This is a genomic window from Jejuia spongiicola, from assembly GCF_023502325.1.
GTDB classification, from domain to species: Bacteria; Bacteroidota; Bacteroidia; order Flavobacteriales; family Flavobacteriaceae; genus Wocania_A; species Wocania_A spongiicola.
The window spans coordinates 126,133-146,014 of sequence record NZ_JAMFLZ010000005.1; the positions used below are offsets into that span (position 1 = coordinate 126,133).

The window sequence follows — 19,882 nt, forward strand, 5'->3', positions numbered from 1 at the left end:
TAAATGCTTAAACTTTTTTTGCAATTAAAGTAAGCTCGGGTTCGTTAATGGTTAATGACTTTACAATATCATTTTCAACTTGAAATGTAATGGAAACAGAAGATACACCATTATATAAAAATCTATTATCGCCAACAGGATTTAAACCTCCTCCAAACTCACCTAACTTACCTAAAGATAACATTTTTCGCATATTCTTTTTAACTGAAAATCCATCCTTCTCTCCTTCTCCATAACGGTAATCTCCAAGGTACTTTTGCATTTTATCTTCTTCTAATTTTGCATAACTTTCTCCACCAGCATTACCCAACTTTTCTAAATATTCAATTAGCTTTTCAGAGTTTTCTATTTGACCTTCTGTCATTTTATCTTTCATTCTTAAACCTGCTCTAGCATGTGTTAACAAGCTAATACCATGTGGACCTAGTGTTTTTTGAATATTTGGTGTCATTTCTATCATAGACTTTACAATATTGAATGCCCCAAGCATAGCATAAGTAAACATTGTTGGTCGCGCCCCTTTGCTAATTAAGTAATTTACAATATCTCGCCTACCAACATGCGAAGCAGCCCCAATTGCAGATTCCCAATCGCCAAAACTCCAATCCCAACTTGCCCGAGCTAGCTCTGTGCGCTTATCTACTAGTTCTTTAACACGATCTAAATCGAAATGTGATTTGCCTACCACTTCGTTTACAATAGCATCATCAATTGATGGGTAACGGTGGAATAGTTTTGGATTTATTTTTTCTGTATTGAATATTTCTTTTGCATAAGAAATATTAGGAATTGAAACTGCTAGTAAACCAAAAACAGAGCTTTTAATAGCTGTTCTTCTTGTAAAGATAGTTTTAGACATGACTTCAAATTTTTCAAAAAAGATACTTTTTTAAAATTAAAAAATAAGAGCCTTTAACATACTGTTATGTTAAATGTTAGCCTAAGGTATAAGTTAAAAGCTAATTCTTTTTTTCAATATCATTTAAAGCCCATTCTAACTCGGTATCAATATTTAGTTTTCTATCATCAATAGTTGGAGTAATTTTAATATCTGGCTTTACACCGTAGCCATCTGGACTTTGCTTTTGTGGTGCCTCAATTTGCATTAAACCCATTCTAACTTTTAGCTTTGATGCTGGCAATTGGTATAGTTTATAAATCCCTGCAACTGTACCATTATAAGCACCTCCAGTTTCTTCTCCTACAAAAATAGCTCGTTTGTTTGCTTTGAGATGAGTTGACAAGATAGAAGAGGCTGAAAACGAATTTCCATTAATTAAAACATATATAATCCCTTTATAATGTAAAGGGTTTGGTTCTTTTACTTTTGAATATTTATTGAATCTATAATATAACTTTCCGTCTTTCTTCTTTGTCTTTAATAAATTATGAGTTAGTATAAATGGCGACAATATACCAGAAACAACTTTTAATCCAATAGAGCTAGTATTACTCATTAGGTATTTAAAAAAAGGCGTTCTGCTATTAACTTCACTTTCAGTAATAAATTGATAGTTCTCATCTGTTAAATATGAATATAAATTATCAATCTCAGAAATGCGCCCACCTCCATTATCTCTTAAATCTAAAATGAAATGTTTTGTCTTTGCAGAATCTAATTTTGTAAAACTTTCTTTATAGAATTCTTTAAAACTACCATTACTAAACCCTCTAATTTTCATATAAGCAACTGTGCTATCTTTTCCTATAAATTTAAGGCTTCTAGTATATTGCTTTACACTAGGCATATAGCCATGTTTATTATTATATTTTCGCCTTTTCTTTGCTTTTAATTTCTTTGCCTTTTTTTCTTCCTTAGTTAATTTTTTAGGCTTAACAACTTTAGTAGAATCTATTAATTCTGATTTTTCTTTTTTATCTTCCTTTTTTAAGCGTTTAAATGTCTTTATGAAAACAGAATCTTCATTCTTAAAAGTAACTTTTAAACTATCAACAAAACCTTTATTTCTGTAATAAAAACTTTTAAAGTTCTTGCCAACAAATCTATTATGTAAGGTGGTATTATAGCCATCAGAAGCAAATTGTGTTTTAAACTCTTCTACTAAATTCGCTGCTAAATCGTTATCAATTTTAACCACTTCACAACCAACAAGTGCAGAGTCTTTACCTCTTGTGTTTTTTACCCAAAGTTTATTCTCTAAATACTCAAAATCTAAATCGTAAAACTCAAATTTTTTCTTTTTTAATAATTTTCTTTCTTTTCGTGTAAATCGTTTGTTAGCTGATCCTACTGAAACATGCCCTTGCCTTACATTAGCTACAACAGGTGCAAGCTCTTTATAAAATACTCTAGATGTCATAGGTTTTTTAATTGAAGCTTTTAAACTATCAAATTTAAAATCTAAATCTTTTTTTGAAGTATATTGATATAATTTAGGGTGGTTTTTTTTAAGTTGTTTATAAAGTTTATCTACATCATTTTGTAAATCTTCAACAGTATGTAAAGATGTAATTTGCTCGTTATAAGTTTTTACACTGCTACAAGATGTAACAACAAGTAAAATAACAAAAACAGAAAGGAGTTTCTTCATTAAAAAAATAATCTTATTAATAAAGCTACTAAAGTAATTGTAATTATTTTAATTTATATTGTATTAATTAATCTTTAACTTTTAAGTAAAATCACGTAGTTTTGTGCCCCATGCAAAAAACCATTAACATACAAAATAAAAAAGCGCGCTTTCTATATGAGATTTTGGATAAGTATACAGCTGGAATAGTGTTAACTGGAACCGAAATCAAGTCTATTCGAAATAGTAAAGCTTCTATAGCTGAAAGCTTTTGTGAGTTTAATGAAAAGGGAGAACTTTTTGTAATTAATGCCACTATTGAAGAATATGCTTTTGGGAATTATTACAACCATAGACCAAAAGCGGAAAGAAAACTTCTTTTAAATAAAAAAGAATTAAAAAAACTTAATAAAGAAGTTCAAAACACTGGGCTAACCATTATTCCGTTGCGTTTGTTTATTAATGAAAAAGGGTTTGCTAAATTAGATATAGCCTTAGCAAAAGGAAAAAAACTATACGACAAGCGCGAAACCATAAAGGACCGCGATAATAAACGTGATTTAGATAGAATTAAAAAGACTTACAAATAGTTTCTGATTATAATCTTTTATATTCATCTAATAAGGATGATATTTTTATTGAATACATGTATAAAGTTTTCTTAAATTTAAGAAAGTCTTAACGCTTCAACCACTTCCAATTTTCTACTTTGTGGCTTTAAAATTTCTAACATGAAAAAATTAATTACATTACTTTTTATCTGCTTATTAATGTTTTCTTCAAATGCACAGGAAACAGCAGAAAAGCCTAAGGATTATTCCAGCAAAGTAGAAACATTAGATAGCACTATTAAAACACTTTATGCTGTTATTTCCGGTGAAAAAGGGGAAGCAAGAGACTGGAAGCTTTTTAAGTATCTGTTTAAACCTGATGCCAAATTAATTCCATCAGGAAAAGATAAAGAAGGTGTTTATAAAATACGATACATGAAACCAGACGATTACATTAAAAGTTCTGGTAAATGGTTAGTAGAAAACGGATTTTTTGAAAAAGAAATACACCGAAAAGTTGATGTTTTTGGTAATATTACTCAAGTATTTAGCACATACGAGTCTTTTAAAAGTGAAACAGATAAAGCCCCTTTTATGCGTGGTATTAATAGCATTCAATTATTGAATGATGGTAAACGTTGGTGGATAATTAATATTTATTGGACACAAGAAACTAAAGAAAACCCTATACCTAACGAATATCTTCCAAAACAATAAAACTCATGACAAATTTTTTAAAATTAAAATCTATAATCTTTTCTTTCTCTATCTCAATTATTACGCTTTTTTCTGGTTTTGCTCAAGAAAAAACAACTCCAATTTTTCAAGATGGAGAAGCTCAAATAGTTGAAGCATTTAATACGCCAGATAAATGGATTCGTCATGATTTATTTGTTGAAACCGAATTTGACACCGATGGTGATGGTAAATTAGATCGTGTGCATGTTAGCGTTACTAGACCATTTCAAACAGATACTGAAGGTTTAAAACTACCAATAATTTACGAGTCTAGCCCATACTATGCTGGAGTTGCTCCTGACGTTGATGGTGTATTTTGGGATGTCAATCATGAATTAGGTGAAACAGCACAAGAGCGTGCACACCCAGAAGTAAAAAGACTAGGTGAAAGACCAATTATATCAAATTCACAAATTAAAACTTGGGTTCCTAGAGGCTATATTGTTGTGCATTCATCATCTCCTGGAACAGGACTATCACAAGGATCTCCTACTGTTGGTGGTGATAACGAATCATTAGCACCTAAAGCTGTTATAGATTGGTTATGCGGACGCGCAAAAGGTTATACTGAACCTTATGGAAATAAAACCGTTGAAGCATTTTGGAGTACAGGTAAAGTTGGTATGACAGGAACATCTTATAATGGAACAATTCCGTTGGCAGCAGCTACCACAGGTGTTGAAGGTTTAGAAGTTATTATTCCAGTGGCGCCAAACACTTCATATTACCACTATTATCGTTCAAACGGATTGGTACGTTCTCCTGGTGGTTATTTAGGTGAAGATATAGATGTGTTATACGATTACATTCATAGCGGCGGAGAAGAGCCTCTTATTCCAAATAGTGATTTTAAAGTTAACGATGCCAATATTCCTAAAGGATATAAATCTAAAAGAGCATACAGCAATGCAAAAATTCGTGATACTGAAATGAAAAACGGTATGGATAGAATTACTGGCGATTATAATGATTTTTGGGCAGGACGCGATTATTTAAATGATATGGGACCTATGAAAGCTGCATTATTAATGTCGCACGGGTTTAACGATTGGAATGTTATGCCAGAGCATAGCTACCGTATTTATAAAAGGGCAAAAGAAATGGGGTTGCCTACTCAAATTTACTATCATCAATTTGGTCATGGTGGACCTCCACCAGTTAGCATGATGAACAAATGGTTTACACATTATTTACACAATGTTGAAAACGGAATTGAAGAAGAGCCAAATAAAGCGTGGATTGTTCGTGAAGGTGATAAAATGAGCAACCCAACGGCATACAAAGATTACCCAAATCCTGAAGCTAAAGACATTGTTTTACATTTAACTTCTGGTGCTCCAAAAGCAGGAGGTTTAACTAATACAAAAGCATTAAAACAAGGTAAAGAGACTTTAATAGATAATTATTCATTTTCTGGTGAAGCGTTGGCAAGAGCAGAGATTACAAATCACCGTTTGTTGTATATAACACCTAAGCTGGAAAAAGATATTCATATTTCTGGTGTTCCGAAAATTACAATCAAATTGGCAAGTAATAAGCCTGCTGCTAATTTATCGGTTTGGCTAGTTTCACTACCATGGGATGAAAGCAGAAGAGCAAAAACTACTGATAACATTATTACTCGTGGTTGGGCAGACCCTCAAAATCATAAATCGATAACTGAAAGCGCTCCTTTAAAACCTGGTAAGTTTTATGAAATGACTTTTAATTTACAACCAGATGATCAAGTTATAAAAGCTGGACAACAAATAGGGTTAATGATTTTTTCTAGCGATAAAGAGTATACTTTGCATCCAAAACCTGGAGCAGAATTAACTATTGATTTGGATGGAACAACATTAACATTGCCTGTTGTTGGTGGTGTTGAAAATTTTGTAAATGCTTTGGGTAAATAGTATTGTTTAAAAAATATCCAATTATTTTAATTTAAATATTTTACTTAGACTATTTAAACTCAAAAGTTGTTATTACCGCTGCATGATCAGATGGGAACATAATTGGATGATAGTCAATAACTTTCGATTCAATTGGCTTTAATGTGCCTTTGTAATAAATATAATCTATTCGGTCCCGCAATCCATATTTTGTTGATGATGTACTTGCTCTAGGAGTCCATGTTAAACCTGGATCTAGTAACGGATTTATATGTAACTCTCTATAACTGTCTTTAAAACCAGCCTTTTCCATAGCTATACTTACCGGCCAGTTAACAGTATAATTAAAATGAATAGATTTAGTTTGGTCTGTCCAATCTAAATGTGAACCAACATTAAAATCACCAACCATAACAACTGGTATATCATTAGTAATTGGCTCAATTTCTTTTAATATTTGTTTCACTTCTGCATGTCTTGTTTTTTTCTCCTCTTTGATTAATTCATCTTCAGGCAGTTTCTTTTCTATTATAGAGTCGCCATAATCTGGCAAATAATGTAACCATGTATCTAAAAACATCAGTTCTTTACTATTTCCAAGATCTAATACTACTCCTCCAAAATTAAAAGGGCGAAATGCTTTAATGGTTTCTTTAATTGGAAAACGACTCATAATACTTAAGTTTGAACTTATTAAATAAAAATGATACCCTAAAGCATCAGCAATAATTTCGCCAGATCCATAAGTTTCAATCAAACCAACAACATCAGGTTGAGCTTCTACAATGGTTTCAATAACTCTTTCTACACCAACATGTTTACCATATCTCCTACCCCCATGCCAAATATTCCAAACCATTGTTCTCATAAGTGTCACAGGTTTTTCTGATGAATCTATTTGTTTAAATCTTTCATAGTCTTCTTTAATAATTTTGTTGTTTTTATAATTGGTACTTATAGAGACTTCATCTAAAAAACCATTAAATGCTGTCCATTGACCTTGAGAACCATATTCCCAATATTGATCTGTACCACCAATTACTGTTCTTTTTTTAGATTTAAATCCTCCTAAACTTGGCGTATTATATATAGCTACATTTTTTCCATCAAAATAAAACCAAACCTCTTCTTTTTCTCTGTTAAAACTAAAAGCTAATTGATGCCAATTACCATCATTTATAGCTTGTCGAGCTGCCGTTGGGTTATATGTGTAAGAATTGTTTCCGTCAGATATATTTACACCCCAAGCACCAGACTCTTGTGAGTATATCATCCAGCCAGAGGTTTTAAAATCACCTTCTTCCTTATTACTAATAATCACAGTGCCTTGTTTGGCATTTTTAATTGTTTTTACCCAAACTTTTACTGTTAGAGAGTTACTTTTAGTATAGTTAGGCGTAGACAAGCTATCTATAACCATAGGCATTCTTAAAACTGCATTTTCAGAAAGATCTAATGCCTTTCCTTTTATCCCTTCAACAAATTGTGGTCGTTGCTGTTGTGTAACGTAAACACTTTCACTGTTTCTTGTTTTGGGGTAATATTTTTCCATATTAGTATCAAATCCAGTGTAAAAATCATCTTGTGCATAACATAATGTAGTTAGCAAACTAAAAATAATCATTGTTTTTGTTTTTGTTTTCATTTTCATTTAGAATATGATTTATAAAAAGATCAATTATATTGAATTTCTTCAAAAAACATTAACACTTAATTCTTATCCTCCAACAACGGCACAAATCGAAACTCACCAAACTCATGTTGTTCAAACTCTTTTTGTCTCTTTCTAATAAAAAGCGTCATAATTTGCACATCATTGCCCACAGGAATAACGAGCCTTCCTCCTATTTTTAACTGCCCTAACAAAGGCTTAGGCACAAACGGTGCACCTGCTGTTACTATTATACTATCAAATGGAGCTTCTTCAGCTAAACCTTTATAACCATCACCAAAAATGAGCTTTTTAGGACGATACCCCAATTTTGGTAAAAACTTACTGGTTTTTTTAAACAATTCTTGTTGGCGCTCAATGCTAAAAACTTTTGCTCCTAACTCACACAACACTGCAGTTTGGTAGCCACTACCTGTACCAATTTCTAAAACTTTATCACCTTTTTTTACTTGTAATAATTCGGTTTGAAAAGCTACCGTATATGGTTGTGATATAGTTTGATCTGCCGCAATAGGAAATGCTTTATCTTGGTAAGCATGGTCTAAAAAACCAGAATCCATAAATAAATGCCTTGGTATATTTCCAATAGCCTTTAAAACAGTTTCGTTGGCTATCCCTTTGTTTACTAAAATGTTAACTAGCTGCTGTCGCAGTCCTTTGTGTTTAAAAGTATCTTTCAATGGTTGGGTTATTTACAAAGCTAAAATTAGTAAACATTTTTAATCAAAAACCATTTTATTAGCAATTTCTTTTAAGTATTAATTAAGCAAAAAAATTAGGCTCAAATAATCAATTTCATATACTAAATATCTTATTTTTGTTGAAAACGTAAAAATATGCTAAACGCTGGTGTACTAGGTGCTGGTCATCTTGGGAAAATTCATTTAAGACTTCTTAATCAATCTAATAAATATAATTTGGTTGGTTTTTATGATGCCGATGCAGATAACGGTAAAAAAGTAGAAGAAGAATTTGGTTATAAATTTTTCAATTCTATTGAAGCCCTTATTGATGCTGTAGATATAGTAGATATTGTAACGCCAACATTATCACATTACGAATGTGCAAAACAAGCAATTGCAAAAGGAAAGCATATTTTTATTGAAAAGCCAATAACTAATACTGTTAAAGAAGCAGAACATATTAGAGAACTTTTAGCTGAGCACGATATTCGTGGGCAAGTGGGGCATGTTGAGCGTTTTAATCCAGCCTTTATCGCTGTAAAAAATGATATTAAATCGCCAATGTTTATCGAAACACATCGGTTGGCAGAGTTTAACCCTCGAGGTACAGACGTTCCCGTAGTATTGGACTTAATGATACATGATATAGATATTATATTGAGCGTTGTTAAATCAAAAGTTAAAAACGTTTCTGCAAGTGGTGTATCTGTTATTAGTGATACTCCAGATATTGCAAATGCTCGTATTGAGTTTGAAAATGGTTGTGTTGCCAATTTAACAGCTAGTAGAATTTCTTTAAAAAGTATGCGTAAAACACGTTTTTTTCAAAAAGACGCTTATATCTCAGTTGATTTTTTAGAGAAGAAATGTGAAGTAGTTAAAATGAAAGATGCTCCGGAAAATCCAGGTGATTTTGATATGATTTTACAAAATGCTGAAGGCATTAAAAAGCAAATCTATTTTGACAATCCTGAAATTGCAAACAATAATGCCATTTTAGATGAATTGGAAACCTTTGCAGATGCTGTTAACAACAACACAACACCAGTTGTAACATTACATGACGGCACTGAAGCATTACGTGTTGCTACACAAATAATTAATTGTTTTAAATAAATAACCTTAATTCCTTCCTTCAAGGGAATTATTAAAAAACATTCAATGAAAAACATCGCAGTAATTGGTGCAGGAACTATGGGAAATGGTATTGCACACACTTTTGCACAAAGTGGATTTAAAGTAAATCTTATAGATATTAGTGAAGCATCACTTAAAAAAGGCATTGAAACCATTACTAAAAATTTAGATAGAATGGTTGCTAAAGAAAAAATTACTGACACAGATAAAAATGAAACATTATCAAATATTTTAACATTTACCAATATTACAGAAGGTGTTAAAAATACGGATTTAGTTGTTGAAGCTGCTACTGAGAATATTGATTTAAAATTAAATATTTTTAAGCAGTTAGATGAAGTCTGTGAAAAGAACACAATTTTAGCTACAAATACCTCATCTATTTCTATAACTCAAATTGCAGCGGTTACATCTAGACCAGAAATGGTTATCGGTATGCACTTCATGAATCCTGTACCAATCATGAAATTAGTCGAAATTATTCGTGGTTATAGCACGAGTGACAGCATTACAAACACCATTATGCAGCTATCAAAAACTTTAGGTAAAGTTCCTGTAGAGGTAAATGATTACCCCGGTTTTGTAGCCAACAGAATATTAATGCCAATGCTAAACGAGTCTATTGAAACATTATATAATGGTGTAGCTGGGGTTGAAGAAATTGATACAGTTATGAAGCTTGGTATGGCACATCCTATGGGGCCATTGCAGCTTGCAGATTTTATAGGTTTAGACGTTTGCTTATCTATTCTAAATGTGATGTATGATGGCTTTAAAAACCCTAAATATGCTCCTTGCCCTTTATTAGTAAATATGGTTCGTGCTGGTAAATTAGGCGTAAAATCTGGCGAAGGTTTTTATGATTATTCGGAAAGTAGAAAAGCAGAAAAAGTTGCGAAACAGTTTGTAAAGTAATTTAAAAAACGTCATTACTAATCACATTTTTATGTGATATAGCAATCTCTTTTTAAATAAACAGATAACTACATCGTAAAAACTCCTCGTAATGACAATTCCGAATAAATCATGGCAAAAATAAAACCTTTTAAAGCGGTAAGACCAACCAGAGCCATAGTAGGTTTAGTTGCTGCTCGCCCATACCAAAGCTACACTGTTAACGAACGAGAATCTCGAATGGATTATAATCCTTATAGCTTCCTTCATATTGTAAATCCAGGCTATAAATACGATCAAGTCATTACTGGCGAAGAGCGATATAAACTGGTTAGAAATCGTTATTTAGAGTTTAAAGAAGATGGCGTTTTTATTCAAGATAAAAAACCTTCATTTTATGTCTACAAAATAGTAAATAGGCATGGTCAAGAATTTAATGGTATTATCGCTGCAACTAGTGCTGAAGATTACGAACAAGATGTTATAAAAAAACACGAAGACACCATAGAAAAGCGTGAAAAAACATTTAAAAGCTATTTGCAAACGGTAGGTTTTAATGCTGAGCCTGTGCTGCTTACATATCCTGATAACAGTGTTATTGCTTCAATAATTAAAGAGACTCAAAAAAACCATGCTGAGTTTGAGTTTACCATGACCTACAGAGATACTCATTATTTATGGAAAATAGATAATGGAAGCACAATTGCATCAATTCAAAATGAATTTGATCAAATGAAAACCATTTACATTGCAGATGGTCATCATAGATCAGCATCCTCTTATTTGTTATATAAAGATGAAAAAATTAAAAATGCAAATCATAATAGTGATGAATCATATAACTTTTTTATGTCTTACCTCATTCCTGAATCAGATTTAGTAATCCAAGAATTCAATCGCTTAGTTAAAGATTTAAATGGTTTAACTAAAGAAGAATTTCTTATTCGTTTAGATAGTTTTTATCGTATTGAAAATAGAGGACCTGTACCATACACACCATCAAAACCACATCATTTTAGCATGTATTTGGATGGTGAATTTTATTCTTTATATTTAAGAAAAACAAGATATAGTTTCAACACAGCGTTAGATAATCTTGATGCTCAATTATTATACAAAACCATACTGCAACCTATTTTGGGTATTAATGATTTACGAGACGATAATCGCATTGAATATGTAAACGGCAGGCACGAAATGATAACGATTAAAAGTAGTGTAGATAACGGTGAATTCAAAGTTGGTTTTGGTATGTGTCCTGCAACTATTAAACAAATGAAACATATTGCAGACGAAGGTTTAAAAATGCCACCTAAGAGCACTTATATATTGCCAAAACTAAGAAGTGGCATAACAATTTATGAGTATTAAAATAATGTATTATGGATGCTATTAAAATTATTTTATTAAATTTTTCTGAAACTCGAAGACGAAGTTTAAAACTCTGGAGAGGAATTCCTAAAGAACATTTAAACTGGAAACCAGACGACAACGCTTTAACAATTATAGAGATGATTAGGCACGTGCTTGAAGCGGAGCATTTATTCCATAAAATAATAGAGAATAGAGGTAATTTAGGCAACTATAAATCTCCTTGGAAAAACTTACCTTATCAAGGTTTGGAACATGAAATTGATTTTTCTAAAACTTATAGAACTAAGTTTATCAATATGATTAAAGCTATAGAAGAATCTGATCTTGAAAAAATAAAGATTGAGAGAAGTGAAGTAAATCAAAGTAAAGTTTTAGGAGATTATTTGAATAGAATAGCTTATCATGAATCTGTACATACAGGGCAATTATTAGATTATTTAAGAACCATTGGTACAGAAAGACCAAGCATTTGGGATTAACAAATATGAGTATACAACAAAATCTAGATCATATAAAATCTACATTACCAGAGCATGTTACATTGGTTGCTGTTTCAAAAACCAAACCCGTTAGCGATTTAATGGAGGCTTATAATGCTGGGCAACGTGTTTTTGGAGAAAACAAAATCCAAGAAATGGTAGAGAAACATGAAGCCATGCCAAAAGATATTGATTGGCATATGATTGGACATGTACAACGCAATAAGGTTAAATATATGGCTTCGTTTGTACGTTTAATTCATGGTGTAGACAATTTTAAATTATTAAAGGAAATAAATAAGCAAGCCAAAAAATATGATAGGGTTATAGATTGTTTGCTTCAAATAAAAATAGCTTCAGAAGATTCTAAATTTGGAATGTCAGTAGAAGAAGCTTCAGAAATTATTCAATCTGAAGATTTTTCAGAATTACAACATATAAAAGTTGTTGGCGTTATGGGAATGGCTACTTTTACTAATGATTTGCATCAAGTAAAAAAAGAATTCACTTTATTAAAAACATCTTTTGAAGATTTAAACATGCTGAAAACTGCAAATTGTGAGCTACAAACTATTTCAATGGGAATGAGTGGTGATTATGAATTAGCTATTGATTGCGGAAGTAACATGGTTCGTGTTGGAAGTAGTATATTTGGCGAACGTAATTACAGCAAGCAGTAAAGAAAACTATACTTTTAACTTTTAACTTTTAACTTTTAACTTTTAACTTTTAACTTTTAACTTTTAACTTTTAACTTTTAACAAATTTACGCAATACTAGACATAGAAACTACTGGAGGGAAGTATAATGAAGAAGGCATCACAGAAATTGCAATCTATAAATATGATGGACATGAAGTTGTCGATCAATTTATAAGTCTTGTAAATCCAGAGCGCGAAATACAACCTTTTGTCGTTAACCTTACTGGTATTAATAGTAACATGCTGCGTCATGCTCCAAAATTTTATGAGGTTGCCAAACGCATTATAGAAATTACCGAAGATTGTATAGTTGTTGCTCACAATGCTCAATTTGATAATAGAATATTAAAAACTGAATTTAAACGATTAGGTTTTGAGTTTGAACGCAAAACACTTTGTACTGTTGAGCTTGCAAAAGATTTAATACCTGGGCAAGCATCTTATAGTTTGGGTAAATTAGTCCGCTCACTTGGTATCCCAGTTACCGATAGGCACCGTGCATCTGGCGATGCATTAGCTACTGTGAAACTATTTAAAATGCTGTTAGATAAAGACACGACTAAAAATATAATTCAACAATCTATTCGCCTAAACCCAAAACACCAGATGGAACCTAGGCACATAGATATTATAGAGCAAATACCTTCAATAACTGGTGTTTATTATATTCATAAAGCTGATGGTGAAATTATATATATAGGTAAGAGTAATAATATAAAAAAACGCATCAATCAGCATTTTACAAATACCAATCAAAAATCAAAAAAAATTCAACAGCAGGTTGCTACAGTAACTTATGAAGCAACTGGTAGTGAATTGGTTGCACTTTTAAAAGAAAGTGAAGAAATTAAGCGTCTTAAACCTATTTACAATAGAGCGCTTAGGCGTAATATTTTTACACATGCCTTATACAGCTTTAAGGATGAAAACAATTATATTAATTTAAAAATTGATATAGCTGATGGTAGAAAAAAATCCATAACTACTTTTAGTAACAGACAAAGTGGAAAAAGTTTTATTACCAAAGCTGTTGAGGATTATGAGCTTTGTCAAAAACTCACAGGGCTTTATAAAACCAAAACCAGTTGTTTTAACTATGATATTAAAACCTGTAATGGAGCTTGTATAAATAAAGAATTACCAGAAGTTTATAATCAACGTGTTGAGGCATTAATCAATAAAAACAGTTACAAAAACAAAAACATGGTTATTATTGATAAAGGTAGAGATATAGATGAGCGTAGTGCCATTCTTATTGAAAATGGTATTTTTAAAGGTTTAGGCTACTTCAATCTAAACTACCAAATAAATAACATTGGGGTGCTTGAATCTATTATAACACCTATGGCAAACAATAGAGACACACAACATATTATACAAAATTACTTGAGGAAAAATAAGCATTTAAAAATTGTTACTCTTAATTAAAGCATGAAAAAACAATACTTCTTTTTATTATTTATTACATCATTTTTATTTTCTTTTTCTCAAACAGATGACAAATTATATAACTATAGAGTTAATCTTAGTGAATTAAAAATGAAAACTTATGAAAAAGATTCGACTGCAAATGCTTTAGTTTTATATGAATATGGTAATAGTTATGTAGAAAAACAAAATTTTAATTTAGTAACAGAAGAAAAGCATAAAATAAAGATATTAAATAGAGAAGGGTTTAAAAATGCTACAATAACAATATACCTTTACAATACAAAAAACAGAAGTGAAAAAGTAAAAGACATTGTTGCTACTACCTATAATCAAACAAATGGCAAGGTAATTAAAACCAAGTTAAATGATAAAGACATTTTTAGAGAAAAATATGATGACAATCGTACTTTAGTAAAATTTACTTTACCAAATATTAAAGAAGGCTCAGTAATAACTTATAGTTATAAATTAATATCACCTTTTATGTTTAATTATAAAAGTTGGAGCTTCCAAAGCGATATCCCAAAACTTTATAGCGAATATAGGGCTAGTATTCCTGGCAATTGGGAATATAACATCAAGCTTGTAGGAACGCAAAAATTATTCATTGATGAATCAGTAGTTAAAAAAAATTGCTTATCTGCAAATGGTGGTTATTCACATTGTTCTTACTCAACCTATGCTATGAAAGATATTCCTGCTTTTATAAAAGAAGATTATATGACTAGTAAGTTTAACTACCTTGCTAGAATTGAGTACGAACTTAAAACATTTAAAGGGTTTGATGGTAGAATTAATAATTATACAAAATCTTGGAAAACTGTAGACAAGGAGTTTAAAACAGATAAAGATATTGGAAGACAGCTTTCAAAATCTGTTAATTTAGAAGAATTTTTAAGCAATAATATTATTAATGAAGTAGATAATTACAAAAAAGCTGATGCCATTTATAAATATGTTCAAGAAAATTATACTTGGAATGGAGAGTATAGAATATTTAAAGATGTATCAGTAAAAGATTTAATTAAAAATAAATCAGGAAATGTCTCCTCTATAAACATTTTGCTACATAATTTATTAAAAGAAGCAAATATTGAGACTAAGCCTGTTTTAGTTTCTACTAGAAATAATGGTTTTCCAACAAAGATTTATCCAGTTATAACTGACTTTAATTATCTAATTGTTCAAGTAATTATTGATAATAAAACATATTTGTTAGATGCTACAGATCGCTATTTAAGCTTTGGCGAAATTCCTTTTAGGTGTTTAAATTCCTATGGCAGGCTTATGGATTTTAAAAAGGGAAGCGAATGGATAGATATTAATCCTAAAGAATTGTCTACAATTCAATACAGATTAAATTTAAACTTGGATGAAAATGCAAACATCACTGGCAAAATTAGTTCTAAAACAACAGGTTATCATGCCCTAAATAAAAGAAAAAAGTATTTTCAGAATAGTGACTCATACATAACGAACTTAGAAGATAAGTTTCCAAACACTGAAATTGTTAATCATGACGTTGTAAAAGGCGGAAAAACTAACCCACAGTTTATTGAATCGTACGATGTAGAATACAGTTTTGATGAAACTGGGGAAAACATATATTTAAATCCATTTTTTATTAAATTCTTTTCTGAAAATCCATTTAAGCTTCAAGAACGGACCTACCCTATTGATTTTGGATACAAAGACTCTTTTTTCTATGTTTTAAAACTCAATTTTGGCGATGAATATACGCTTCTTGAAAAACCTAAAGATTTAAATTTAACTTTACCCAACAATACAGGAAGCATCATATTTAGTAGTATAGTAGAAAATAATTATTTGCAGATTTTATTTAAAATCAATTTTAAAGACTCAATGTATCTACCAGAATATTATCCATATTTAAAAGGTTTTATGAGTAAAATTGTTGATATACAAACTAACTCACTTGTACTACTAAAGAAAAAATAACAAATCTTTTACTACTTTTGAGTTTATGAGTAATTACAAAACAAACAAGTGGAGGTTAAAACTTCAGGAAATTATTTATGAAGCCGATACACCAGCTGGAAAGCTATTTGATGTTGTATTATTAATAACAATTCTGGCTAGTATTATATTAGTTATGCTAGAAAGTGTTGATAGTATTGATAAAAACTTTCATGATTTTTTAAATATTTCTGAATGGGTAATTACTATTTTATTTAGTTTCGAGTACATTGCAAGAATTCTTACAGTTAGAAAACCGCTAAATTATATTTTTAGTTTTTACGGTATTGTAGACTTACTTTCTACTATTCCAAAATACATTTCATTAATTTTTGGAGGTGTACATGCTTTAGCAGCTTTAAGAGCTTTACGCTTATTACGTGTTTTTAGAATATTAAAATTAGCTCGTTATTTAGGTGCATCAAATACTCTTATAACCGCCTTAAAAGCTAGTAAAGCCAAAATAGCCGTATTTCTATTTGCTGTAGTTATTGTTGCAATTATATTAGGAACGATAATGTATTTAGTAGAAGGTGAAGAAAACGGTTTTACCAACATTCCTAAAAGTGTATACTGGTGTATAGTAACATTAACTACTGTTGGATTTGGAGACATTGCACCACAAACACCTCTTGGGCAGTTCATAGCCTCTTTAGTTATGATTTTAGGTTACGGTATTATTGCAGTTCCAACAGGTATTGTTTCGGCAGAATATACCAATCAGAACAAGTCTGATAAAAAAAACGAGCCAAAAAACAATAATACTCCTATACAAATTAACTCTCAATGTTGTTCAAATTGTTTAAACGAAACGCATCGTGATGATGCTGAGTTTTGCTTTAAATGCGGATGTAATTTACACCATGAATAAGTATCTTATTTCTATAGTTGGCCCAACTGCCATTGGCAAAACAGCTCTTAGTATTAAACTCGCTCAACATTTTAATACAGAAATTATTTCAGCAGATTCTAGACAATTTTTCAAAGAGATGCAGATTGGAACCGCCGCTCCTACCAAAGAAGAGCTAACTCAAGCTAAACACCATTTTATTCACCATAAATCTATAAAGAATAGCTATAATGTAGGCGCTTTTGAAAAAGATGCTTTGCAATGTTTAAATACACTTTTTAAAACTAAAAACATTGTTATTATGGTTGGTGGTTCTGGACTATATGTAGATGCTATAAGCAAAGGTTTAGATTATTTTCCTGATATAGATAAAAGTATACGTAAAGACTTAAATAAAAAATTTGAAGAACTAGGTATTTCTGTTTTGCAAAAGCAACTAAAATTGTTAGACACTAAAGCTTATAATTCTATCGCTATTGATAACCCACATCGTGTTATTCGTGCATTAGAAATTTGCATCGGTTCTGGTAAACCTTATTCGTCTTTTTTAAACCAAGGAAAAGCTAATAGAAATTTTAAAACTATTACGGTTGGACTTACAGCTGAAAGAGACATTATTTACAACCGTATTAATCAGCGTGTTGATATTATGATGCAACAAGGCTTACTAAACGAAGTTAAGACTTTATTACCCTTCCAATCATTAAATGCATTAAATACAGTTGGTTATAAAGAACTTTTTAATTACTTTAATGGTGAGTGGACTTTAGATTTTGCAGTAGCAGAAATTAAAAAAAATACACGCCGTTTTGCTAAACGACAATTAACATGGTTTAAAAAAAACGAGTCCACTTTATGGTTTGATTATAAAACATCAGCTAAAGAAATTATTAAAGATATAGATAACACATTTTAGTAATGCTAATACCAGAAGATACTTTAGATAATCCTGTTTGGTTCTCTTTAACAGATATCCATTTTAATGAAGCCATAGACTATGGAGGTGTGAAATTTTTTCATCCAGATTATGCCCCTTTTGGTGCTTTCATTAATAATACTGATACAAGCAATGCTATTGAAAAACACGCTAAGCTAATTAATGATTTTTTTATTGTTGGCGATAAACCTAAAATGCCAGCTCATTTTAAAGAGCCTATTGAATACATAGGCTTACAAATGATTATTTATAACAAAATAAACTTTCCAATAACTGAAAATATTGTTGAGCTTACAGAATCTCATTACGACAACTTAATAGGTTTAATAAAACTTGTTTACCCAGAATATTTCAAGCCTAAAACTAACGCTTTAGGTCAATATTTTGGAATTTATAAAGATGGTAAATTAGTTGCCATAACTGGCGAACGTATGCAAACTAAGAATTTCATTGAAATTAGCGCTGTAATTACTCATCCTGATTATACTGGTAACGGTTTTGCTAAACAACTCATTGCTCATACTGTAGAAGGCATAATTAAGAAAGGTAAAACCCCTATTTTGCATGTAGATCAAACAAATTTGGGTCCAATTAAGTTATATAAAAAACTTGGGTTTAGCATAAGAAGAAAATTTAGTTTTTGGAAGATTACTATTTAAAATAGATTAAACCAATTATTTATTAAACACTAGAGTAAACATAGTATATTTTCCAGGTTCTGAGCTAACTAGTAAATTACCATCATGTTTTTTAAGTATGTTTTTTGATAAGCTTAAACCAATACCAGATCCATTTTTTTTAGTAGTGTAGAAAGGTATAAAAATTTGATTCATTATCTTTTCTTCTATGCCTTTTCCATTATCGTAAACAGTAATTATTGTTTTATCTAGTTTTACTTCACAATTTAGTTTAATAACAGGGTTTTCAATTCCTTTTAAAGCGTGAATACTATTATTAATTAAGTTAATTATTACTTGCTCTATTAGCTTACTATCAGCTAAAATTGTTGCGTTTGCAGGAATCTGTAATATGCTCAAATTAATATTAGCCGCTTCAATTAGTGGCTTCATCAATAACTGAATTGTAGATAAAAAGCTTTTTACATTAATTTTATGCAATTGTGGTACAGGTATATTAGATATTGTTCTATAATCTTTCACAAAAGCTAACAACCCATCAGAACGTTTTTTAATAGTCGCAGCGGCCATATTAATATCTAATATATCGTCTTTATCTAGTTTAGACAAACTAATAAGTTTTCCATTTTCATCTTCAGTAATAGACTTCATTGTGGAAGCCAACGAGCTAACAGGTGTGAAAGAATTAAGCATTTCATGAGCCAAAATCCTTATAACATTATGCCATGCTTCTATTTCTTTTTGTTCGATTTCTGATCGTATATCTTGAAAAGTAATAATTAAATAAGGCTCATTGAGTAATTGTATTTCAATTACTTCTAGCGACAGTTGTTTTCTTTCTATTTCATCTCCAAAATCAACCAAAACCTTCCCTCCATTGGCAATGCTTTTAATTTTTTCAACTAACCACGGAACTTGATTTGCAAATCTGTGCCAGTACTTATGTTTAGGTAACTTAAGTATTTCACTAGCAGCTTTATTTAAAAATAAAATTTCCTCGCTAGATAGCTCTTGATATAGATCTTCTTTCTTAATAGAAACTATCCCTAAGTTTACATGCTCTATAATATATTTAAAATACTTATACTGTGCTTCTTTTTCTATTTTGTTTCTTTTAAAAATTTTAATTATTAAATTAAAATCGTCAAAAACTTTTGCAAAAGAGTCTCCTTTTTTTGAAGGTGAAAAATATACCGAGTAGTCTTCGTTCTTTAAAGCATCTAAAAATTTTACGAGAGAATAGTTTGTATTATTTACATACTTTATTAAAAAAATAACTTGTACAGTAATTAATAAACCTGTTCCAACAGTGCTAAACCAAAGTGCTTTATTGAAAAAATATGAAAACAGAACACAAAGAAATAAAATTATTAAAATGCGTATTACTACTTGTAGTGTAAATTTTTTAATCAATT

18 protein-coding genes are annotated in these 19,882 nt (G+C 30.6%); 13 read left to right on the forward strand and 5 right to left on the reverse strand.

Annotation, left to right across the window (positions count from 1 at the left end; translation table 11 throughout):
* Positions 1-7 precede the first annotated feature (7 nt).
* Positions 8-859, reverse strand: coding sequence for a hypothetical protein (locus M3P09_RS12880; RefSeq protein WP_249973457.1), 852 nt, complete (start codon positions 857-859; stop codon positions 8-10).
* A gap of 100 nt (positions 860-959) precedes the next feature.
* The gene (locus M3P09_RS12885) at positions 960-2,552 is read right to left on the reverse strand and encodes a S41 family peptidase (RefSeq protein ID WP_249973458.1); all 1,593 of its coding nucleotides are present in this window, start codon (positions 2,550-2,552) and stop codon (positions 960-962) included.
* Positions 2,553-2,662: 110 nt separating this feature from the next.
* Here M3P09_RS12885 and smpB point away from each other — a divergent pair, with 110 nt between their 5' ends.
* The 3 genes from smpB to M3P09_RS12900 all read left to right on the forward strand — a co-directional run bounded on the left by smpB (position 2,663) and on the right by M3P09_RS12900 (position 5,715).
* Positions 2,663-3,121 carry an SsrA-binding protein SmpB gene (gene smpB, locus M3P09_RS12890; RefSeq protein WP_249973459.1) on the forward strand — a complete coding sequence of 153 codons (459 nt, stop codon included), beginning with the start codon at positions 2,663-2,665 and terminating at the stop codon, positions 3,119-3,121.
* 141 nt (positions 3,122-3,262) lie between these two features.
* Positions 3,263-3,799, forward strand: a complete 537-nt coding sequence (locus tag M3P09_RS12895) for a hypothetical protein (protein WP_099563162.1) — start codon at positions 3,263-3,265, stop codon at positions 3,797-3,799.
* A 5-nt stretch (positions 3,800-3,804) separates the two neighbouring features.
* On the forward strand, positions 3,805-5,715 hold the full coding sequence (locus M3P09_RS12900) for a Xaa-Pro dipeptidyl-peptidase (protein WP_249973460.1): 1,911 nt from the start codon (positions 3,805-3,807) through the stop codon (positions 5,713-5,715).
* Between the two features lie 49 nt (positions 5,716-5,764).
* Here M3P09_RS12900 and M3P09_RS12905 read toward each other — a convergent pair whose 3' ends face one another.
* Together M3P09_RS12905 and M3P09_RS12910 are read right to left on the reverse strand one after the other, a co-directional pair.
* Positions 5,765-7,339: an endonuclease/exonuclease/phosphatase family protein gene (locus tag M3P09_RS12905; RefSeq protein WP_249973461.1), complete on the reverse strand. Its 1,575-nt coding sequence runs from the start codon at positions 7,337-7,339 to the stop codon at positions 5,765-5,767.
* 65 nt (positions 7,340-7,404) lie between these two features.
* On the reverse strand, positions 7,405-8,046 hold the full coding sequence (locus M3P09_RS12910) for a protein-L-isoaspartate(D-aspartate) O-methyltransferase (RefSeq protein ID WP_249973462.1): 642 nt from the start codon (positions 8,044-8,046) through the stop codon (positions 7,405-7,407).
* 156 nt (positions 8,047-8,202) lie between these two features.
* Here M3P09_RS12910 and M3P09_RS12915 point away from each other — a divergent pair, with 156 nt between their 5' ends.
* The 10 genes from M3P09_RS12915 (at position 8,203) to M3P09_RS12960 (ending at position 18,488) form a co-directional block, all read left to right on the forward strand.
* A complete protein-coding gene (locus M3P09_RS12915) occupies positions 8,203-9,165 on the forward strand; it encodes a Gfo/Idh/MocA family protein (protein WP_099563166.1) in 963 nt (320 codons plus the stop codon).
* Positions 9,166-9,210: 45 nt separating this feature from the next.
* The gene (locus M3P09_RS12920) at positions 9,211-10,101 is read left to right on the forward strand and encodes a 3-hydroxyacyl-CoA dehydrogenase family protein (protein ID WP_099563167.1); all 891 of its coding nucleotides are present in this window, start codon (positions 9,211-9,213) and stop codon (positions 10,099-10,101) included.
* A 111-nt stretch (positions 10,102-10,212) separates the two neighbouring features.
* Positions 10,213-11,451, forward strand: a complete 1,239-nt coding sequence (locus M3P09_RS12925) for a DUF1015 domain-containing protein (RefSeq protein ID WP_249973463.1) — start codon at positions 10,213-10,215, stop codon at positions 11,449-11,451.
* An 11-nt stretch (positions 11,452-11,462) separates the two neighbouring features.
* Complete coding sequence (locus M3P09_RS12930) at positions 11,463-11,933, forward strand: DinB family protein (protein WP_249973464.1); 471 nt, start codon at positions 11,463-11,465, stop codon at positions 11,931-11,933.
* Between the two features lie 5 nt (positions 11,934-11,938).
* Positions 11,939-12,613 carry a YggS family pyridoxal phosphate-dependent enzyme gene (locus M3P09_RS12935; protein ID WP_249973465.1) on the forward strand — a complete coding sequence of 225 codons (675 nt, stop codon included), beginning with the start codon at positions 11,939-11,941 and terminating at the stop codon, positions 12,611-12,613.
* An 84-nt stretch (positions 12,614-12,697) separates the two neighbouring features.
* The gene (locus M3P09_RS12940; RefSeq protein WP_249973529.1) at positions 12,698-14,062 is read left to right on the forward strand and encodes an exonuclease domain-containing protein; all 1,365 of its coding nucleotides are present in this window, start codon (positions 12,698-12,700) and stop codon (positions 14,060-14,062) included.
* A 3-nt stretch (positions 14,063-14,065) separates the two neighbouring features.
* Positions 14,066-16,024, forward strand: coding sequence for a DUF3857 domain-containing protein (locus M3P09_RS12945; RefSeq protein ID WP_249973466.1), 1,959 nt, complete (start codon positions 14,066-14,068; stop codon positions 16,022-16,024).
* Positions 16,025-16,049: 25 nt separating this feature from the next.
* A complete protein-coding gene (locus M3P09_RS12950) occupies positions 16,050-16,913 on the forward strand; it encodes an ion transporter (protein WP_099563173.1) in 864 nt (287 codons plus the stop codon).
* On the forward strand, positions 16,864-17,808 hold the full coding sequence (gene miaA, locus M3P09_RS12955) for a tRNA (adenosine(37)-N6)-dimethylallyltransferase MiaA (protein WP_249973467.1): 945 nt from the start codon (positions 16,864-16,866) through the stop codon (positions 17,806-17,808). Before M3P09_RS12950 ends, miaA begins: the two co-directional genes overlap by 50 nt.
* A gap of 2 nt (positions 17,809-17,810) precedes the next feature.
* Positions 17,811-18,488, forward strand: a complete 678-nt coding sequence (locus tag M3P09_RS12960; RefSeq protein WP_249973468.1) for a GNAT family N-acetyltransferase — start codon at positions 17,811-17,813, stop codon at positions 18,486-18,488.
* Positions 18,489-18,503: 15 nt separating this feature from the next.
* On the opposite strand, the gene M3P09_RS12965 is transcribed toward M3P09_RS12960, so the two are convergent.
* A complete protein-coding gene (locus M3P09_RS12965; protein ID WP_249973469.1) occupies positions 18,504-19,880 on the reverse strand; it encodes a sensor histidine kinase in 1,377 nt (458 codons plus the stop codon).
* Positions 19,881-19,882: the final 2 nt, after the last annotated feature.

Coding starts and splice junctions, on each gene's coding strand:
- M3P09_RS12880 (WP_249973457.1), bottom strand. CDS start 859: ATGTCTAAAACTATCTTTACAAGAAGAACAGCTATTAAAAGCTCTGTT.
- M3P09_RS12885 (WP_249973458.1), bottom strand. CDS start 2,552: ATGAAGAAACTCCTTTCTGTTTTTGTTATTTTACTTGTTGTTACATCT.
- smpB (WP_249973459.1), top strand. CDS start 2,663: ATGCAAAAAACCATTAACATACAAAATAAAAAAGCGCGCTTTCTATAT.
- M3P09_RS12895 (WP_099563162.1), top strand. CDS start 3,263: ATGAAAAAATTAATTACATTACTTTTTATCTGCTTATTAATGTTTTCT.
- M3P09_RS12900 (WP_249973460.1), top strand. CDS start 3,805: ATGACAAATTTTTTAAAATTAAAATCTATAATCTTTTCTTTCTCTATC.
- M3P09_RS12905 (WP_249973461.1), bottom strand. CDS start 7,339: ATGAAAACAAAAACAAAAACAATGATTATTTTTAGTTTGCTAACTACA.
- M3P09_RS12915 (WP_099563166.1), top strand. CDS start 8,203: ATGCTAAACGCTGGTGTACTAGGTGCTGGTCATCTTGGGAAAATTCAT.
- M3P09_RS12920 (WP_099563167.1), top strand. CDS start 9,211: ATGAAAAACATCGCAGTAATTGGTGCAGGAACTATGGGAAATGGTATT.
- M3P09_RS12925 (WP_249973463.1), top strand. CDS start 10,213: ATGGCAAAAATAAAACCTTTTAAAGCGGTAAGACCAACCAGAGCCATA.
- M3P09_RS12930 (WP_249973464.1), top strand. CDS start 11,463: ATGGATGCTATTAAAATTATTTTATTAAATTTTTCTGAAACTCGAAGA.
- M3P09_RS12935 (WP_249973465.1), top strand. CDS start 11,939: ATGAGTATACAACAAAATCTAGATCATATAAAATCTACATTACCAGAG.
- M3P09_RS12945 (WP_249973466.1), top strand. CDS start 14,066: ATGAAAAAACAATACTTCTTTTTATTATTTATTACATCATTTTTATTT.
- M3P09_RS12950 (WP_099563173.1), top strand. CDS start 16,050: ATGAGTAATTACAAAACAAACAAGTGGAGGTTAAAACTTCAGGAAATT.
- miaA (WP_249973467.1), top strand. CDS start 16,864: ATGATGCTGAGTTTTGCTTTAAATGCGGATGTAATTTACACCATGAAT.
- M3P09_RS12960 (WP_249973468.1), top strand. CDS start 17,811: ATGCTAATACCAGAAGATACTTTAGATAATCCTGTTTGGTTCTCTTTA.